Source organism: Spirochaetae bacterium HGW-Spirochaetae-1 (genome assembly GCA_002839375.1).
Lineage (GTDB): Bacteria > Spirochaetota > UBA4802 > UBA4802 > UBA5550 > PGXY01.
Genome location: PGXY01000006.1, coordinates 74,220 through 90,373, shown reverse-complemented (window position 1 = coordinate 90,373; position 16,154 = coordinate 74,220). Strand labels below are relative to the sequence as shown.

Below are 16,154 nucleotides of genomic sequence, written 5' to 3'. Positions count from 1 at the left end.
AATCTTTTTTATTTCATTCATATCGATCCGCGATGTTTTTCCTTGCCGATTCCCTGTCTTTTTGCACGTCGCCCGGACCGGTCTTGATCGAACCCATCAGCTCCATAAAGGGTCGCTTTGACGGCCGGACCACCACCCTGTCATCTTCAAATTCCCATTCTATCGCATCGTGTCGCATGAGCTTAAGCCTTTCCCTGACGGGCTTGGGTATGGTGATCCGGAATTTATCGGTTATTTTTGATCGCATAAAAACTCCTTACTGAATTTAAAAATATGCAAGGAGTAATCCGGAGGCAAGAACTTTTTAGCCGGAATACGATAAACCAGTAAGAGAGTACAAGGATGTACTCTCTTACTGGGCTGCGACCGAGGATGGCACAGGATGTCCCGGGAAACCGGGACACATCCCCTCCCCGGCCTGAGGATCCAGGCCGAAACCCCACGTAAGTGAAAATAATCTTGACAACATGCCCTGCAATGCATTCAGAATATTGACATAACCCGGCTCCAAGAGCCGCTCGATTGTAAATACGGACTCCAGGAGTGATGCGATGGACCAGATCAGGATATGGACCGAGATGGACATAAAAGAGATACAGGAACACATCATCATGGTGGAGGATATATTCGGCCACTGTCCCAACTGCAAGAAAATAGGCATTGAACTGAAGGACGTTAAGAATTGTCCGTCGTGCGGACGTGAATTCAAATATGTCACTTCAAAGGATGCCCGGAGCGGTAAAGTAGATATCGTGGTGAGGACGAAAAAAAAGATGCCTCACCTGACCTTTGTGGATTACGATGATTACGAGAGGGTGACGGGAAAGAAAAAAGCCGAGAGTCTCTTCAATATTTGATCAGAGAGAATGTTTTTAACGCACAGCTTTAGCGGTCTCTTTGCAGGCTTCTTCGACTTTACGGGGATCAAAGGGAACTATCGTTACGGCAAAGGTCTTCATTACGGTCTTCTTCAATATGCGGGGGTCGGCAACGATCTCGTCCTTAAATGGGCGGTCCATGGATTTTATAAAATGCTCGATACGCATGGCATCCCCTTTGGAACCGCGCACCTGCCAGCATCGGGCCATTCCCGTTACACCGAATCCACGGGTAAACCGGGCACTTCCCTTCCCGGAAATATGCTGTTTATATCTTCTGACAATATCAACGGTATAGCCCGTATAATAAGAACCGTTTCCGCATTCCAGCATATACACCCAGTAAAGGCCTTCAGCCTTTTCCGGAACAGTACCTTTTTTCTTTCCCATATTTACTGTTATGCGGCCGGTGCAATGGCCTCTATTATTCGATGCGCCGCGCACGGCGCCTTTCCAGGGGATACACCACGTCGCTGGGATCAATATCGAGGAGCACGTCTTTTTTCTGCGGTACAGCATAGGACACGTCCATATCGGCCTGATCAATGGTGAATATGAGCTTGTCTTTGATCCTGTTTTTGTTGGAAAAATCAGCGTATTTATATATGACCAGTTTGTCCCCGGGTTTCATCCCGTCAAAGCTGCCCAGGTTGACGACAATCCCCTCATCCTTGAGCTTCAGTATTCTTCCCTTGAAGGGTATCACGCCATAAACATGGCGGGCGGCCCTGAGACATACACGCTGCAGGCTTTCCCTGCTTCCGTCGGACACGGTGAAGGTGTCGATAATGATTCCCTTGCGGTAATCCATGACATTAACGGTAAGGATAAGGCGGTCTCCCTTTTCCAGGTATTCACCGTAGAGTATAAAATCAAAGGGCTCCAGTGTCCCTTCCTTTATCATGGCATCCATTCTGTCCAGGCTGTCGGAGAAATGATCCTCGTCGCTTCGCAGGCCGTGCACTGAGGCCCTTTTTCTCATGGAAACAGGATCCAGGCGGCCGAACTGCTGAAGAATAAAAGACATATCAACGGCTATAACCTCGCCGGCATCGGGATGCAATGATACCGATCCCCCGGAGATAAAATCCATGACCAGGACGCGCGGGACATCGCGGGGCGGCATTTCCGCCGAGTAGCCCTCCTGGTGATAGAGACGGTTACGTCTTTTCAGTATTGCCGTGCTGAGTCGTTCCCTCACGCTGTTGTCGGGATTTATCCTCTGCAATTCCTTGAGCTCATCAATAACGAACCGGTCATAGTCCATGCCGGCGTAGTATTTAATCAACGCTTCACGGGCGTCCCTGTTCATGGGATTGAGAAGAAGGGTCCTTCTCAGGTACATGATCACCTCATCGGGCATATTCATCTTTATTGCTTTCTGGGCCAAATAATAGTTATCATTATTGAACATGTTCCTGGCCGGATGGCCCATGGCGTAATCATGCATAACAAGAAACTGCTCGAACCTGCTTTTGAGGAACGGGTCTGTGGGCGCTGCCTTGTAGGCCTTAAGAAAATAATCCAGGGAAGTCTCCTGGTCTCCGGCCCTGTCATAGCAGTCGGCCAGGCTGTACAGAAGAGACGGTGTTGCATTAATTTCCAGCGCCCTTTTAAAATGCTCGATGGCCGCCGCATAGTTCTTTTCATAATAGGAAACAAGGCCCATTTCCCGGTTTGCCTGATAGCTTCCGGGATGAATAGACAGGGCGTTCTGCAGGTAGTACACAGCCTCGGTCAGCGAATCTTTGTTCCCCGTATTGAGATAATCCTGAAAATATATCTGGCCCATTTTTATGAAAGCCGGGGTCGCTTCGCTCTGGGCATCGATGGCCTTCTGTACATACTGTTTCGCCTCATTCAGACGTTTCTCCTCACTTTTTATGTCGGCCATGAGAAGCAGGGTCTTGTAATGGTAGGGAGCCATCTTCAAGATGCCGTCTATCTTTCTTTTAGCCCAGACGATCCTGTTCATGGAGTAATACAGGTAGGCTATGCCATAATGCGCCTCCATGTTTTCCTGTGATATTTCCAGGGCTTTCTCGAAATATTCCATGGCCCTGGTGAATTTTCCCTGTTCAATGAATATAAAGGCTATCCCCGTCAGCGCCTTCTCGGATTTGATATTCAGCTTCTGCACCTTTTCATAAAGGGTCAGAGCCTCGTCATAGACACCCACTTCGAAATAGGCATCGGCAAGTCCCAGCAGTGCCATTTCATAATGGGGATTCAGCTTCAGGGCGTTTTTAAAACTGAAGATTGCCCTCCGGTTTTCACTCTGCCTGAGATATTCCCATCCATCCTTATTGTAGGAAACGGCATTTTTACCCAGGGCCTGGAAATCGACGGCAAACAGAAGAATCGCCATGGGAAGCAGGCACTTTATAGCTTTTTTCATGACATCCATACATTTATCTCACAGATCACTTAAAATATCCAACTCGTTTACCATTACACCGTCCACAAGCCCGGAAAGAAATAGTTCCAGCGCCGCAGACCTGTCATGGGCCACCCAGGGAAAAACCGCAAGCCCTTTATCCCGGGCCCATTTCAGCTGCTCCCTGTGGCAGACCGCTATTTCGGGATGTATGGAGTAGGGACGGAGAAGTTTAATCTCCGATTCGAAAGAGAGCCACAGTGAACTGTACAGGACACCGGTCCTGATGCCGCCTTCGGCTGACTTGATCCTGTCCAGGGAAAAATGATCGAAGGAAGATATGACAACCCGGCTTATGCAATCCTTCCCACGCAGAACTTTCAGTATCTCGCTTTCTATTCCCTCGTACTGCATGGGACAGTTCTTGATTTCAATATTAAGCATCACCCGTTCACCGGCGCAGTCGATTACCTCCTCCAGCGTGGGTATTCCAACAGGGCCGTGATGTTTGAACAGATAGGAGAAATCGTATTCGCGCAGTTCATGCAGTGTATAATCCTTCACAAAACCGACACCATCGGAAGTCCGATCGATCAAATCATCGTGAATTACGACAGGCACACCGTCTTTCGAGAGGTGAACATCGAATTCGATCATATCAGCACCCGCTGCAATGGCCTGCTCAAAGGCAATGATCGTGTTCTCCGGATACCGGGCGCTGTACCCCCGGTGGGCTATTTTCAATAATTTTCCCATATTCTTCAATAAATTATAACTTTCCGCATAAAGTCAATCAATATTATTTGACAATTTGCCGCTCATTTGCACATTTTTACAGAATGAAGATCACATCACAGGTGTTCCAGGTGGGAGGTTCCACACAGTCCTATTCGGCTGATGCAGCCATATATCTCATAAAGGATGGCCCCGTCGCGGCCCTCATCGACGCCGGAACGGGCGGCGGCGCACGCAGGGTTGTGGACAATATCAGGTCAACGGGAACCGGTCCTGACTCCATCAGGTATCTCTTTCTGACCCACTGCCATTATGATCATACGGGCGGTGCGCTGGAACTGCAGAAGGCAACGGGCTCTGTCATCGTGGCCCATGCACTGGACGCCGCGTTCCTTGAAGACGGCGATTCCGAAACAACGGCGGCCTCATGGTACGGCTCCTTCATGAAACCCGTTGCCGTTGATATTAAGGTCACGGAAGGCGAAAAACAGTTTGTCCTTGACGGGCTTACTCTGAACTTTTATCATACGCCGGGACATTCACCGGGATCATCGGTATTAACCGTGCGATCCGACGACCAGCTTGTCCTCTTCGGCCAGGATGTTCATGGCCCTCTCAACGATGTCCTCAGATCGAGCAGAAAGGATTATATCAGGTCCCTGGAATTCCTGCTTTCTCTTGAGGCGGATATTCTCTGCGAAGGACATTTCGGTGTCTTCTTCGGAAGAGAAGAAGTACGAAATTTTATCGAATCATATCTGTGACCATGCATAAAAAAATTATACGCTCTCAGAAAACAATCGAAAGGAATCCCTCTGCGGCATTCTTCCTCTCTCTCGCGTTCACCGGTGCCGGAGAGATGTATTGCGGCAAATGGCCATCGGGCTTTATTCTTTTCCTTCTCCGCACTATCCCCCTGGCCGTGCTGCCAGCCTATATGCAGATCAATCCCCGGCCCTCATACCTGTATATCACGACATTCATGCTCCTCTTTTCATTCGTGATTTCCCTCATATCACCTTTTAAAGCCATGATGATGTCGATCAATAAAAAAACAATTATCAGGAAAAAGTACAACGGGCCGGCCTGGTATATTGCCTATATCCTTCTTAATCTTGGAATTTCCATCATCACTCTTGCAATTTTCTTCACATTTATTTCTTTCCGCCAAATACGAAGTGAAAACACATCACCCCTCATCTCTGCCGGTGATATCGTCATCATAAAAAAATATAATCCAACCGGCTTTGTTAAAGGAGACGTTCTTCTTTTTCAGGGTGAAAATGGTGCAATGCCGGCGCGGCTGATAGCGCTTAACGGCAATGCCGTTACGATCAGGGGCCAGGACCTGCTGGTAAATGGTCATCCACTGAAACGGGACGCGCTCTCTGAGAATGAAATGTCCGGCCTGGACGCCGCTTATACCGAGTACCTGGTATCGGAAGAAATAGACAACCGCCGATACGCCGTGATGATCGACACCACGAGACGGAAGCAACCCGTGAAGAGCGACTCCTTTATTGTGGGTGAAGGACAATATTTCATGGCCTGCGACAACCGGCTCATGGAAAATCCCTATGCCACTATTGCAGGTTCCGCGGCAGAGAGCAGGATCGAAGGCGTCCTTTTTTCACCGAAACTGAAACGCCTGTTCATCACCACTTTTTTAAAAAATAATCGCCCCTAGACATTGACATTATTTTTTTAATGTTCATACCGGCCAGGATGTTTTCTTTTATGCAAATATGCTTGACTATTTTCTTCATGTTCTTTTCATATATCTTGGAACAAGTGTTTTATCTCAATTTGACACCATCATGTGGAGGCCGTGAATGATACTTTTAACAGGCTGCAATACCCTGCTCGGCAGAACCCTGCTTAAAAAACTAGTGGAAAAGGGAGAGAAAGTCCGCTGCTACGATTTTTATAAAACAAAAGACTTCCCTGAAAACCTGGAATTTATCAATGGCGACCTTCTTGATCCCCGACAGTTGAAAAAGGCATGTGATGGCGTTGAAACGATTATTCATCTCATGGATATAAAAAGGCCCGGCAAAAAGGGCAGAAAATACATGAAAAAAATCAATATAAAGGGTTCAGAGAACCTGCTTTTTGCCGCCCAAAAGGCTTCGATAAAAAGATTTTATTTCCTCTCCTCTTATGCAGTGTACGGCAAACCGAAAGCCATGCCGGTCCGCCAGGATGACCGGAAAAAACCGGTCACGCCATATGGAAAAGACAAGCTTAAAATTGAAAACCAGTGCTGGACTCTGATAACCAAGAAAAGCATGCCCATAACCATTTTCCGGCCTGCCCTTATCATCGGCCCCCAGGTCAAGGACCCGGTCGTTCTCATGTCGCTCTTCATGGCTCTGGGTATGGACGAGGCCAATAGAATGTATGTTGCCCACAACGGAAACACCAAGTTCCAGCTCCTCCATCCCGATGACGCGGCCGACGCCATCATGGCCGCCTATACAGCGAAGTCCACGACCGGCAAGGCATACAATATAGGTTCCGACAATGTTCCGACCCAGATGGACCAGATTGTCAGACTCAGAGACCGGCTCAGGATCGACCCGCCCCTGAGCTTCATAACACCCGGTAAAGCTATTTTCCTTTTCCTGTTTCTGAAACTCGTCAAAACCAATTACTTCACCAGGGAGCACCTCTTTTATCTTCTTAACAGCCTCATCCTGGACTGCCAGAACATCAAAACGGACCTGGGATGGCAGCCGAAAAAGGACAACATGGAGATACTGACGGAAACGGTTGAGTGGTATCTTAAAGAAAAACTGTAGGTATCAACGGGGCCGGTTTATTTTTCTTTCTTCCGCGCCGAACCTTTGAAAAGGTACTGTGCGGACTCTTTAATAAACATGTATAATTTAACCAGGAGCAGCAGGATAAACTGTCCCATGCTCCCCTCGCCCACATCCATAGTGAGGAGCACCTGGGCCTTTTTCATTTCCCTGATGGAAAGCTTTCTGTTTTCAAGCTGCATCTGCTTCATAAGCTTCCTGGCCTCTTTCTTCGCCAGCTTCATCAGTTTTTTATCGTCATCAAGCTCCTTCACCTTCCGTATGGTAAAAAGGAGCTCCATGTCCTTGAGCATACGCTGTTTGATCTCATTAAGCTTTTCCAGGCTCCACTGAAGGGTGTCCCTGTGCTTCTCATCGGCCTGGATCAGCTGTTGCAGGTACTGGCAGAAAAAGTATACCTTTTTATAGGCCTTCTGCCGCTGTTCGATACTCAGTTTCATAAAGTCAAAGGACAAAAAACGTTCCACGGTATCTTTAATGTTCTGAACATGTTCGTCGGAGGGGATGAACAGTCCATCATGCTTCAGATCGGCGATTTCGATGTACTTATGGGATATCTCCCGCAAATCCTTGAAAACATTCTCCGAATGATCCAGCACCAGGCGATAGGCGCGCTGCACTGCAAGGGGCAGCTCATCGCCGGGATTCCCGGGATCACGCTCATCCATTTTTTTCTTGATGTTTTTCAGATTGACCGATGTGGGATCGAAATCGACATTATCGTGATCCAGGTTTCGCTTCAGTTCATAATAGTCGGCCTCGGCCAGCTCATCACCTATTTTCATGACATTGAGCCGTATGGAGCCCAGGCGCTTACGCATTTCATGCTTATTGATCTTGCTGACACCGTCGGTTATCACCAGGATTTCGGCATTGAGCATTTCCTTGTCGTATTCGATATCTTTGATGGCCTGGAAAACGGCCTCCTGAAGATTGGTACTGCTGCCCCCCGTATCCGTCATGAGGACATTCTCGATCATGCTGGGGAAATCCTCGCGCTTTTCAATTTTACACAGTTCCCCGATTTTTGAATCAAAGGCCCGGTAGTACAGCTTGGCCTTGCTGTTGAGCTTTCTCCGGAAAAATTCCGCCACGATGCACTTCGAATAATAAGACCTGAACTTGAGATCCATGGAACGGGAGCGGTCCATGAGGATATAAAACTTCTGTTCGAATTTATTTGCCTCTTTACCGCGCTCGTCCATGGTTGTCGAAATAGGCTTGTAGCTGTCGGCCTCGGATTCATAGAATTTCTGTACCATGAGGGTCTTGGTGAAAAGCTTCGCTGAGAATATATCATCATCCTGGGCCAGTTCACGCGGCAGCGCCTTCTTGAGATCGTTGATGGTGCGGTACATCTCGATTTCCATCCTGTCGCTCAGGGGCGACGTTCTGTCCACACGGTTTATCTGGATGGTTTCTGCCCTGTCGGGCTCGTATATTTTCTCTTCTTTTGTAATTTCATCGATGGCGCACAAAGCCTCGGATGTCGTTTCGCCGGTAAAAATCGTCCTGGCTATTTCGAAGAGGATATAAAACTTGGAGGGCAGAATAAGCTGCAGGTTGTCAAAAAAACCTATGGAATCACCATAATCAAAAAAATCTATTTCCTTCCCGGCACCGAAGCTGAAATCAAGGGCTTGCAATGGTGTCACCCCTTACCTTAATGGATATCACGATAATCCTTGAGAATCCCCTCTTTCAGCTCGCTCACCTCTTCAACGGCCGGGTTCAATTCAACAACATTTCTTCTGAGATTTTCTATAGTAAGAGGTTCATCACCGCGGTTCCTGCCGGGCAATATTTTTTTCAGCAGGCTGAGGATCCCTTCGATGAAATTTTTTCTCTCCAGTATCTGGTCGCGTTTGTCGGGGTTCTCGCGGAGTTCCTGAAATATTTTACGCACATTCAGAAGAAACTCGATCTGTTGTATGGCACCGGTGACCTTAAAATGCGTCATGGTCTGCTGATACGCGTCAAGGAACACGTCCTTTTCCGACTTGTCTTTGGCTTTCACGGAAACATAACTGTTCAGCGTGCAGAGGGCCAGGTGCATATCTTTTATATCATCCAGGGTTACTTCCAGGCGGTTGTTGATAAGGGCATAGGCACGGAGAAAATCGCCCAGCTTGGCCTGCTTGCGGGGGCTGATGAAAAAGTTATAATCGCTCTTTCTCATTTCGCTGACGAATTTATTGACTATGACATTTTTCATAAAATAGGTAAAGTCAGGTATCTCTACCTTTATCTCTTTATTTTTATTTTTTATGATATTATGGAGATAGAGGATCTGGTCAAAATAGATTTTCTTTTCGGTGTAGACCGGCTCACCCATGGTAAAGGCGTAGGTATGGTCGATGAGCAGCTGTGAATACACATGATGGTTCTCTGGAATGATGGACTTATAGGTGAAGCGGTCCAGTACCGCTTCGGTAACCTCGTTCATTCTCATGTAGTTTGCCGTAGCTATGGCGGTATGAACGGCCGCGTCGATCTGTTCCTGACCATTGATAAATTTTCTTTCGTTGAGCACGGAGAGAAGGGAGCGCAAAACCACGTCGCTGGCATCAAAAAATTCATCGAGAAAAACCAGGTTGGCTTCGATTATGGAGCCTCGCACATTATGACGAATCCTCCCCTTTTTAAATTCATCTATGTTATAGGGACCGAAATAATTGTCCGGTGTCTGATCCTTGCTTGCCTGGGAGGAAAAAATCCTGGCTCCCTGAAAAGTATGGAATATATAATTGGTCAGGAATGATTTGGCCATACCGGTACGGCTCAGAAGCAGCATATGCTCGCCGGTCAGAATGGCGAAGAAGGCCTGGCGGACTATTTCATCACGGTCGATGACATTTTCGGAGATCCTGTTCATGTGCCAGTTGAGAAATTCAACGATGGTGGGAATATCATAACGGTCCTCGACCTTCTGCTTGAAGGTCGTCATATCAGTTTCCTTATCGGGAATCTTCTCCGTTCTTTCCGTTATGACATGGCCGCTCAGGTTTTGATTGTCAACCAGGTATTTAAGGTGATCAATGAGTTCTTTTTCAGCATCACCAAGCCCTTCCCTGCCTTTATCCTCAACCGCTTCATCGTCATGGGAAAAAACCGTATACCCGTCTTCGGCGAATAATTCTTCTATGCTCTTTATTTTTTTATACATACTCCGCTACCTTACCCGTCACGTCTTCAACATGGGGATCGCAATTTTAAAAGTAGTACCCTGGCCAGGGGCGCTTTTAATCGCGATGCACCCGCCCAGGTTTTCAATGACATTAGAAGCGATCATAAGCCCCAGCCCCGTGGCATTTTCACCCTTAGTTGTAAAGAATGGTTCAAATATCTTCTGCATTTTATCCGTAGGTATGCCCACACCGGAGTCCGCCAGTGTTATCACTACGAATTCGCCTTCCCTGGTCGGTTCCGCCTTAACGGAAACAGTAATCGTCCCCTTATCAGGCATGGCCTCTTCGGCATTTTCAATTAGATCAAAAAGAACCTGCTTGAGTTGCCCGCTGGTTGCTTTTACCGTGGGGCTTATTTCAGGCAGGTTCAGATTCACGGTGAATCCCTTTTCCTTCAGCCTGCTTATGAGCACATCAATGGGGTGATTGAGGAGTACCTTGTTTATTTCACAGACTTCTTTCTCTCCCTCTTCAGGGCCCGATAGCGCCAGAAGCTGCTCCGAGAGATTGCGAATACGGTGAAGCTGGTCCTTTATGGATATTCCATATTCGTAAGCCGGGCTCGTCTGCTCCATATTATTCATGATGAAATTATGGTCCATGTACATTTTATCGATGGGGGCCCTGAGCTCAAGAGCAATACCCTGAGAGAGCTTGCCAATGGATGAAATTTTTTCCGCGCGCTTTGCCCTTTTCTCAACCCGAAATTGTTCGGTTTTATCCTCCACCATTATGATGACCCGTTTTACATTTCCCTTCTCATCGAAAAGAGGGTCCATGATGACATCGATAATTACCTCGCGGTCACCGGCAATGGGGATATAATGCGCATCGTCTTTTTTAATCGTTTTCTTTTCACGGAGACACTGTTCAAAAACTTTATCCAGCCCGCTCTGGATAAAACCGGTATACTCAAGAAGATTGACACCGATCCTTGAATCATTGCCGTGACCCATTATTTTTTTCAGAGCCGGATTTTCACTGAGCATGATCCCCGAAGGATCCATGAGAAAAATTCCCATGGGGGCGTTGAATATGATATCCTCGCTGAGGTCGCGAAGCGACTTCAGTTCTTCCTGCTGCGCTACCAGTTCCTTAATTTTTTCTTCAAGGATTCTCGTATTGGCTTTCAGTTTTTTCTTTATCAGGTGGCGTTCCGTGTTGTGCTTCATTATCCCCAGAAGGCCCATTATTTCGTCATCGCTGTTTTTCAGTGGTGAGAAACTGGCTATAAAATATATAGGTTCGCCTTTCTCATCAAAGCTTTTCATCAGTTCATTCTCAATGGTTTTACCCTTGAAAATTACATCATTGAATACAATGGCGGCCCGAGTTTTTTCGATATCGGGTATGTTGTCGGTATAATGTCCCGTGATAGGTCCCTCGCCCATGGAGGGATAGAAATATTTCCAGGCGGAATTGACAAAAACGAATTCACCGTTTTTATCAATTACAAAGATGATATCCGAAGTGGCCTCAAGCAGGGCCCGGTAATCAATCTGAAGAGGTAAAAGTTCCTTTGTCTCAATGTCATACTTCTGCTGAAGATTCTCAATAATATGAATTAGTTCTTCCTTCGAAAGATCCTTCAATTTTTTATCTCGCATAGATCATCAGCCTTTTTTTTGTAAGATAAACTCCTGTGCATTAAATTACGGCACCACGGACAGTCTGTAAAATTTACGGGATCTCCATGAGGAACAATTCCGATTTTTACTATTGCTCTTTTTCTTTTTTCAGTATACCATCATATCACATCAAAAGCAAAACAAAAAAACAGCCCCCGAAGTGAATCATGCCCTTTTCTCACGAATTACAGACACATAGAGCCAGAGTTCTATGAATACCGTGAAAAGTATACCGAGAAGAAAAGCCACGGCAAAATACGACCTATTGAAAGTGATTACATGATATCCTCCATAGACGAAGAGACCCAGTACAGCCAGTTTCAACGTAAACCCGAAAAAAATCACTTTCAGCATGACCATGGGATTTGAGGCCATACTTTTTTTTACCTGCCATATCCAGAAAAAGGATAACAATATACTGAGTATCGTTCCAAGAAGGTATCCCTGAAAATCCAGCGTGCCCCCGGGAATCGAATGAAGATACCCGCTTAAAGACAGATTCAGAATTGCCGGAAGACACATTAGTATAAACGCTGTTTTAAGTTTTTTTTCCATGGCATTTACTTTCTTATACATTATATTTTTTATACATAATTAACTTCTGCTGTCACTTTATCTAAGCAAGCGCCCCGTGTCAAGCCTATTCAACCATTAAAAAACTCCAACCCGGAGGAGAATTTTATCCCGGGAAAGATTCACAACAATATTGCTGCGGTGGTTACCGAAGCCTGGCTGAAAGCAAAAGGCGGCACCTCATGGTCCCGCCTTCCTTACTTTAATTACTGCCCGCTCATAAATTCTTACAGTTGAGCCATGAGAGAGTCGCCAACTTCCTTGACTCCGGGTTTCCCATCAAGTTCAATCACTTTAATTCCGGCATCCTTAGATACCTTTTTGAAATAATTGACTGCTGCCAGCGTACCGGTTTTTGCATCATAGTAAATATCATGACGCTTGCCGATGGCAACTTCATCCTGGTCATCGGAACGCGCTGACAGGGAACCGCCACATACGCGGCATACGAACCCGCCGTCTTTTTCCGCAGGTTTGATGGCATCAATGAAGATGTTATTGGGATGATTGTTATCCGCGGCGCACAATCTTCTTCCCATTATCCTGTTCTTGGCGATCTCACGATCAAGCAGGATTTCAATGACGAAATCCAGTTTCATATTCGCCTTGTCCAGGGCCATTTTCAACTGTTCCGCCTGTTCCAGGTTACGGGGGAATCCGTCGAGAAGCCATCCTGACTTGCAGTCATCCTTCTGAAGCCTGTCAAGAATCATGGGAATAGTGATATCATCGGGAACAAGCTCACCGCGGTCGATATATGCCTTGGCTTTGTTGCCCAATTCCGTACCGCCTTTGATATTTTCCCTGAAGATCACTCCCGACTCTATATGAGTAATTTTAAACTTCTTTTGAACAACAGCTCCCTGTGTTCCTTTTCCGCTGCCATTGGGACCAAATATTAAGATATTCATAGTATTACCCCTCTATATCATTGGAATTCTTATTTTTTACAACATTCATGCACTTGCTGCTTTATGTAAACAAATTTTACATCCCTTTGCTCCTTATTTTCCCATATTCGTTGAGCGATACGGCATAATCCTTGACATACGGAACAAAGTATCCAAATTCTGATCATCTCATGGAAAGCCTGTTTCTATGTCTGGAAAGTCACTGCAAACATCCCTGTCGGCCCTGCTGCTCATCCTGATCATGCTTCCCGGGTCATGCGCGGGCAAGGACGACTCCTTCGAGAAGGCCATGGTATCCTTCAGGTTTGACGATGCCTTTGCCTCGCAGGTGGAGGCCTGCCGCCTCATAAGCTCATTGAACATGAAGGCGACAATTTACTGCATAGCCGGCAGGATTGACCATGCACCCTATATGACATGGGCGGACCTGCAAACACTGCAGGAGTCGGGACATGAGATCGGCTCGCACAGCATGACCCACCCGTACCTGCCCTGCACCGGACCGGGAAATCATGAGTACCAGGTGGTGCAAAGCAAAGAACTGCTGCGGCAGCGGGGCATGGCAGTCCGGACTTTCGCCTACCCCTACGGTCTTTCAAATTTCCTTTATGATTCCCATGTCAGGACAAACTACATGGCGGCAGCCACCTATCCCCTGGGCTTCCGGGGCGCATTGAATTCCAGAAGTACCGATCCATACAGGATCAGCTGTATCGAATCGCCGGAACGGGAAAAACTGGAAGAACTTATTTCCCAGGCTGTAAAAAATCGCTATTGGCTGGTCCTCTGCTTCCACCGTATAGGTCCCGGACAGGGAAAATATATCACCCCGCCACGCAGGATGGAAGATACCATACGGCTGGTGCACCGGTTTACCCGGCAGGGACTTGTTGATGTGGTTACCATTTCGGAAGGAGCGCTGAGGCTTAAAAAAAAATAGCGGCGGATAATCCGGCTATGCGGATGTCTTTCCGGCCGGGGCTTTCCGGAAATTTTTTACCAGTGTCACTTCATTCCCCCTTTCATTGTAGGTAATAGTATCAAAAGCGGATTTCGCCAGCATAATGCCCCGGCCATGGGTTGCCACGCCGGAAAAAACATCATCCATCTGTTTTTTCAGCATGGTGAAATGATCAAAACCCTTTCCCTCGTCCCTGATTGTGACGCTAAGCGCCTCCTGTGAAAGGTGATACCCGATGCGGATCTTCCTGTCCATGAGACGCGGGTCCTTCTGCCGCTCACGGATGAATTTCATATATCCGCCCTTCACCTGGGCATCGCTCTTTTCATCAAAGGTTATCTCCAGGTTCCCATGTTCAATTGCATTGAGAATCATTTCCCTGATGCTTATCCTGATATTCACAACGGACTGACGCTCCATGTACCTGCCCAGGTTTCTGGTCACCCTCTGGCTTATATTCTCGGCGTTGATCAGGTAATTGTTGATGACATAGGTCTGGCTTTCATCACGGAGAAAATCGGCCAGTGAATCCTCGCCCACGCTCGATGCCTTGCCCAGGAATTCACTCCCCCAGGGCGTATCAATGTATTCAAATCTCAGGCGCAATTCCCGTGGTTCCTCGGAAAACTTGTGCTTGAAAAATGTTTTAATATTGACTATCTTCTGGCGTCCGCGGAGGGATTCCAGCTTTTCCAGAAAGAGCAGCCGGTCTATCTCTTCATTTTTGGCCGAGGGCATGTGAACATAATTGATTATGGGCTTCCCGACGATTTCTTCGGGAGAAAATCCCAGTTCGGTTTTAACCGCCCCGTTCACGGTAATGAATTCCCATCGATCGTTCAGCGAAAAGACGATATCATTGGTGTTTTCCACCAGGTTGCGGTATTTATGCTCGGAAAGCTCAATAACGGCCGTACGCCGCTGGACTTCGTCTTCGAGAAAATCACGGTGCTGTTTCAATTCATCGGTCATGGCGTTAAAAGAGGAGGCGAGGATATTGAACTCCTCGGGCTCCAGTTTTTTTATCCGGTGATCAAGATTTCCCTGGCTGAGCTCATGGGTCCCGAAAAGCAGCTCGTCGATAGGCCGCTGAATCTCCTTGACCTTTATTGAATAATGGACGAAGGACACCACGATTCCCAGTGCAAGGGTCAACAGTACCACACTTACGATGATTACGAGATACCTGTCCAGCGTCCCCAGCGTCCGTCCTATCTCCGCCTCGATTTTCTCCTCGATATGTTCAATGGGTTTTATGAACTCACTGAAATAAATGGTCACAATCACTCCCAGTTGCACACCATCGGAGGTCCATGTTTTTACCCTCTCCAGGTACATAAACTTATCCCGGACGACACCATCGGAGTCCCGCCATTTATAGTAACCGTAGATTTCTTTTTTATTCCCGGCCGCATCGAGCAACTGCGGGGAATCAATGGCAATATTTTTCAGGCTCATTCCTACCGAAGCCCTGTCGGGATGAACCACGATAACTCCTGTTTTCATATCAATGACGCTGCTGTACCCCGAATCTCCCACACGTTGAAGGGCTATTTTGTTAAAATCGCCGCTGCGCTGCAGCGATCCGACCGTGACCCCCTTATGCAGCCGGATAAAAAGGTCTATTTGTTTCGCGATATCGCCGGCCTTTTCCCTGATAGCCAGTTCTCCCGACCTTTTCAGCGCCTTGGATGTGTCATGAAAGAGTTCCTTGCCGGTCATACGGATGTCAGAAACGATGTTCTGTTCTATAAGTGCAAAGGCGGTAAGAATGATCCCCAGTATTATTAAAAGAAGGGCCATGGCAGGCAATACGGAAATTCTCAGAAGCAGTTGCTGCAGATTGGTTTTTTTTTGTTTTTTCAGAAACATATGGGTCAACGGGTATACTTTTAATTATGGTCTCTTAAAATAAACACCTGTACAAGGAAACATCCATGGGGCATATTCTGCAAAATATAAGCGGTTCAGGCGTCTGTACCCACTGTGCCAATCTGGAGAGTGCCGATTTCATAACGGCACTGACGGTCCTTATTCTGCTTCTCCTCACAAGGTTGTTCCTAAACATGAAAAGGTCAAAA

The 16,154-nt window shown here is 47.0% G+C and carries 15 protein-coding genes; 5 read left to right on the top strand and 10 right to left on the bottom strand.

Features of this window, described 5'->3' with window-relative positions; translation table 11 throughout:
• Positions 1 to 13: 13 nt before the first annotated feature.
• The gene (locus CVV44_12500) at positions 14 to 247 is read right to left on the bottom strand and encodes an AbrB family transcriptional regulator (protein PKL37982.1); all 234 of its coding nucleotides are present in this window, start codon (positions 245 to 247) and stop codon (positions 14 to 16) included.
• Between the two features lie 304 nt (positions 248 to 551).
• Here CVV44_12500 and CVV44_12495 point away from each other — a divergent pair, with 304 nt between their 5' ends.
• Entirely contained in the window at positions 552 to 857 is a 306-nt protein-coding gene (locus tag CVV44_12495) for a hypothetical protein (GenBank protein ID PKL37981.1), read from the top strand.
• A gap of 15 nt (positions 858 to 872) precedes the next feature.
• Here CVV44_12495 and CVV44_12490 read toward each other — a convergent pair whose 3' ends face one another.
• Genes CVV44_12490 through CVV44_12480 form a run of 3 tightly spaced genes read right to left on the bottom strand, consistent with a single transcriptional unit; the run spans position 873 to position 4,011 of the window.
• Positions 873 to 1,268 carry a hypothetical protein gene (locus CVV44_12490; protein PKL37980.1) on the bottom strand — a complete coding sequence of 132 codons (396 nt, stop codon included), beginning with the start codon at positions 1,266 to 1,268 and terminating at the stop codon, positions 873 to 875.
• Positions 1,269 to 1,302: 34 nt separating this feature from the next.
• The gene (locus CVV44_12485; GenBank protein PKL37979.1) at positions 1,303 to 3,285 is read right to left on the bottom strand and encodes a hypothetical protein; all 1,983 of its coding nucleotides are present in this window, start codon (positions 3,283 to 3,285) and stop codon (positions 1,303 to 1,305) included.
• 9 nt (positions 3,286 to 3,294) lie between these two features.
• The gene (locus tag CVV44_12480; GenBank protein ID PKL37978.1) at positions 3,295 to 4,011 is read right to left on the bottom strand and encodes a hypothetical protein; all 717 of its coding nucleotides are present in this window, start codon (positions 4,009 to 4,011) and stop codon (positions 3,295 to 3,297) included.
• Positions 4,012 to 4,094: 83 nt separating this feature from the next.
• Here CVV44_12480 and CVV44_12475 point away from each other — a divergent pair, with 83 nt between their 5' ends.
• From CVV44_12475 to CVV44_12465, 3 genes are all read left to right on the top strand, one after another.
• Positions 4,095 to 4,754 (top strand): MBL fold metallo-hydrolase, encoded by a 660-nt coding sequence (locus tag CVV44_12475; GenBank protein PKL37977.1) that lies wholly within the window; start codon positions 4,095 to 4,097, stop codon positions 4,752 to 4,754.
• Between the two features lie 2 nt (positions 4,755 to 4,756).
• Positions 4,757 to 5,677, top strand: a complete 921-nt coding sequence (gene lepB, locus CVV44_12470; protein PKL37976.1) for a signal peptidase I — start codon at positions 4,757 to 4,759, stop codon at positions 5,675 to 5,677.
• 145 nt (positions 5,678 to 5,822) lie between these two features.
• The gene (locus CVV44_12465; GenBank protein PKL37975.1) at positions 5,823 to 6,791 is read left to right on the top strand and encodes a hypothetical protein; all 969 of its coding nucleotides are present in this window, start codon (positions 5,823 to 5,825) and stop codon (positions 6,789 to 6,791) included.
• Between the two features lie 17 nt (positions 6,792 to 6,808).
• On the opposite strand, the gene CVV44_12460 is transcribed toward CVV44_12465, so the two are convergent.
• The 5 genes from CVV44_12460 to CVV44_12440 all read right to left on the bottom strand — a co-directional run bounded on the left by CVV44_12460 (position 6,809) and on the right by CVV44_12440 (position 13,112).
• Complete coding sequence (locus CVV44_12460) at positions 6,809 to 8,458, bottom strand: hypothetical protein (GenBank protein ID PKL37974.1); 1,650 nt, start codon at positions 8,456 to 8,458, stop codon at positions 6,809 to 6,811.
• A 17-nt stretch (positions 8,459 to 8,475) separates the two neighbouring features.
• Positions 8,476 to 9,978 (bottom strand): hypothetical protein, encoded by a 1,503-nt coding sequence (locus CVV44_12455; GenBank protein ID PKL37973.1) that lies wholly within the window; start codon positions 9,976 to 9,978, stop codon positions 8,476 to 8,478.
• An 18-nt stretch (positions 9,979 to 9,996) separates the two neighbouring features.
• On the bottom strand, positions 9,997 to 11,607 hold the full coding sequence (locus CVV44_12450; GenBank protein ID PKL37972.1) for a hypothetical protein: 1,611 nt from the start codon (positions 11,605 to 11,607) through the stop codon (positions 9,997 to 9,999).
• Between the two features lie 186 nt (positions 11,608 to 11,793).
• A complete protein-coding gene (locus tag CVV44_12445) occupies positions 11,794 to 12,204 on the bottom strand; it encodes a hypothetical protein (protein ID PKL37971.1) in 411 nt (136 codons plus the stop codon).
• A gap of 224 nt (positions 12,205 to 12,428) precedes the next feature.
• Positions 12,429 to 13,112 (bottom strand): adenylate kinase, encoded by a 684-nt coding sequence (locus CVV44_12440; GenBank protein PKL37970.1) that lies wholly within the window; start codon positions 13,110 to 13,112, stop codon positions 12,429 to 12,431.
• A 187-nt stretch (positions 13,113 to 13,299) separates the two neighbouring features.
• Between CVV44_12440 and CVV44_12435 the strand changes: the two genes are divergently transcribed.
• Positions 13,300 to 14,052, top strand: coding sequence for a hypothetical protein (locus CVV44_12435; GenBank protein ID PKL37969.1), 753 nt, complete (start codon positions 13,300 to 13,302; stop codon positions 14,050 to 14,052).
• A gap of 15 nt (positions 14,053 to 14,067) precedes the next feature.
• Here CVV44_12435 and CVV44_12430 read toward each other — a convergent pair whose 3' ends face one another.
• The gene (locus CVV44_12430; protein ID PKL37968.1) at positions 14,068 to 15,945 is read right to left on the bottom strand and encodes a hypothetical protein; all 1,878 of its coding nucleotides are present in this window, start codon (positions 15,943 to 15,945) and stop codon (positions 14,068 to 14,070) included.
• Positions 15,946 to 16,154: the final 209 nt, after the last annotated feature.

Coding starts and splice junctions, on each gene's coding strand:
- CVV44_12450 (PKL37972.1), bottom strand. CDS start 11,607: ATGCGAGATAAAAAATTGAAGGATCTTTCGAAGGAAGAACTAATTCAT.
- CVV44_12480 (PKL37978.1), bottom strand. CDS start 4,011: ATGGGAAAATTATTGAAAATAGCCCACCGGGGGTACAGCGCCCGGTAT.
- CVV44_12485 (PKL37979.1), bottom strand. CDS start 3,285: ATGGATGTCATGAAAAAAGCTATAAAGTGCCTGCTTCCCATGGCGATT.
- CVV44_12495 (PKL37981.1), top strand. CDS start 552: ATGGACCAGATCAGGATATGGACCGAGATGGACATAAAAGAGATACAG.
- CVV44_12435 (PKL37969.1), top strand. CDS start 13,300: ATGTCTGGAAAGTCACTGCAAACATCCCTGTCGGCCCTGCTGCTCATC.
- CVV44_12430 (PKL37968.1), bottom strand. CDS start 15,945: ATGTTTCTGAAAAAACAAAAAAAAACCAATCTGCAGCAACTGCTTCTG.
- CVV44_12490 (PKL37980.1), bottom strand. CDS start 1,268: ATGGGAAAGAAAAAAGGTACTGTTCCGGAAAAGGCTGAAGGCCTTTAC.
- CVV44_12445 (PKL37971.1), bottom strand. CDS start 12,204: ATGTATAAGAAAGTAAATGCCATGGAAAAAAAACTTAAAACAGCGTTT.
- CVV44_12465 (PKL37975.1), top strand. CDS start 5,823: ATGATACTTTTAACAGGCTGCAATACCCTGCTCGGCAGAACCCTGCTT.
- CVV44_12455 (PKL37973.1), bottom strand. CDS start 9,978: ATGTATAAAAAAATAAAGAGCATAGAAGAATTATTCGCCGAAGACGGG.
- CVV44_12500 (PKL37982.1), bottom strand. CDS start 247: ATGCGATCAAAAATAACCGATAAATTCCGGATCACCATACCCAAGCCC.
- lepB (PKL37976.1), top strand. CDS start 4,757: ATGCATAAAAAAATTATACGCTCTCAGAAAACAATCGAAAGGAATCCC.
- CVV44_12475 (PKL37977.1), top strand. CDS start 4,095: ATGAAGATCACATCACAGGTGTTCCAGGTGGGAGGTTCCACACAGTCC.
- CVV44_12440 (PKL37970.1), bottom strand. CDS start 13,112: ATGAATATCTTAATATTTGGTCCCAATGGCAGCGGAAAAGGAACACAG.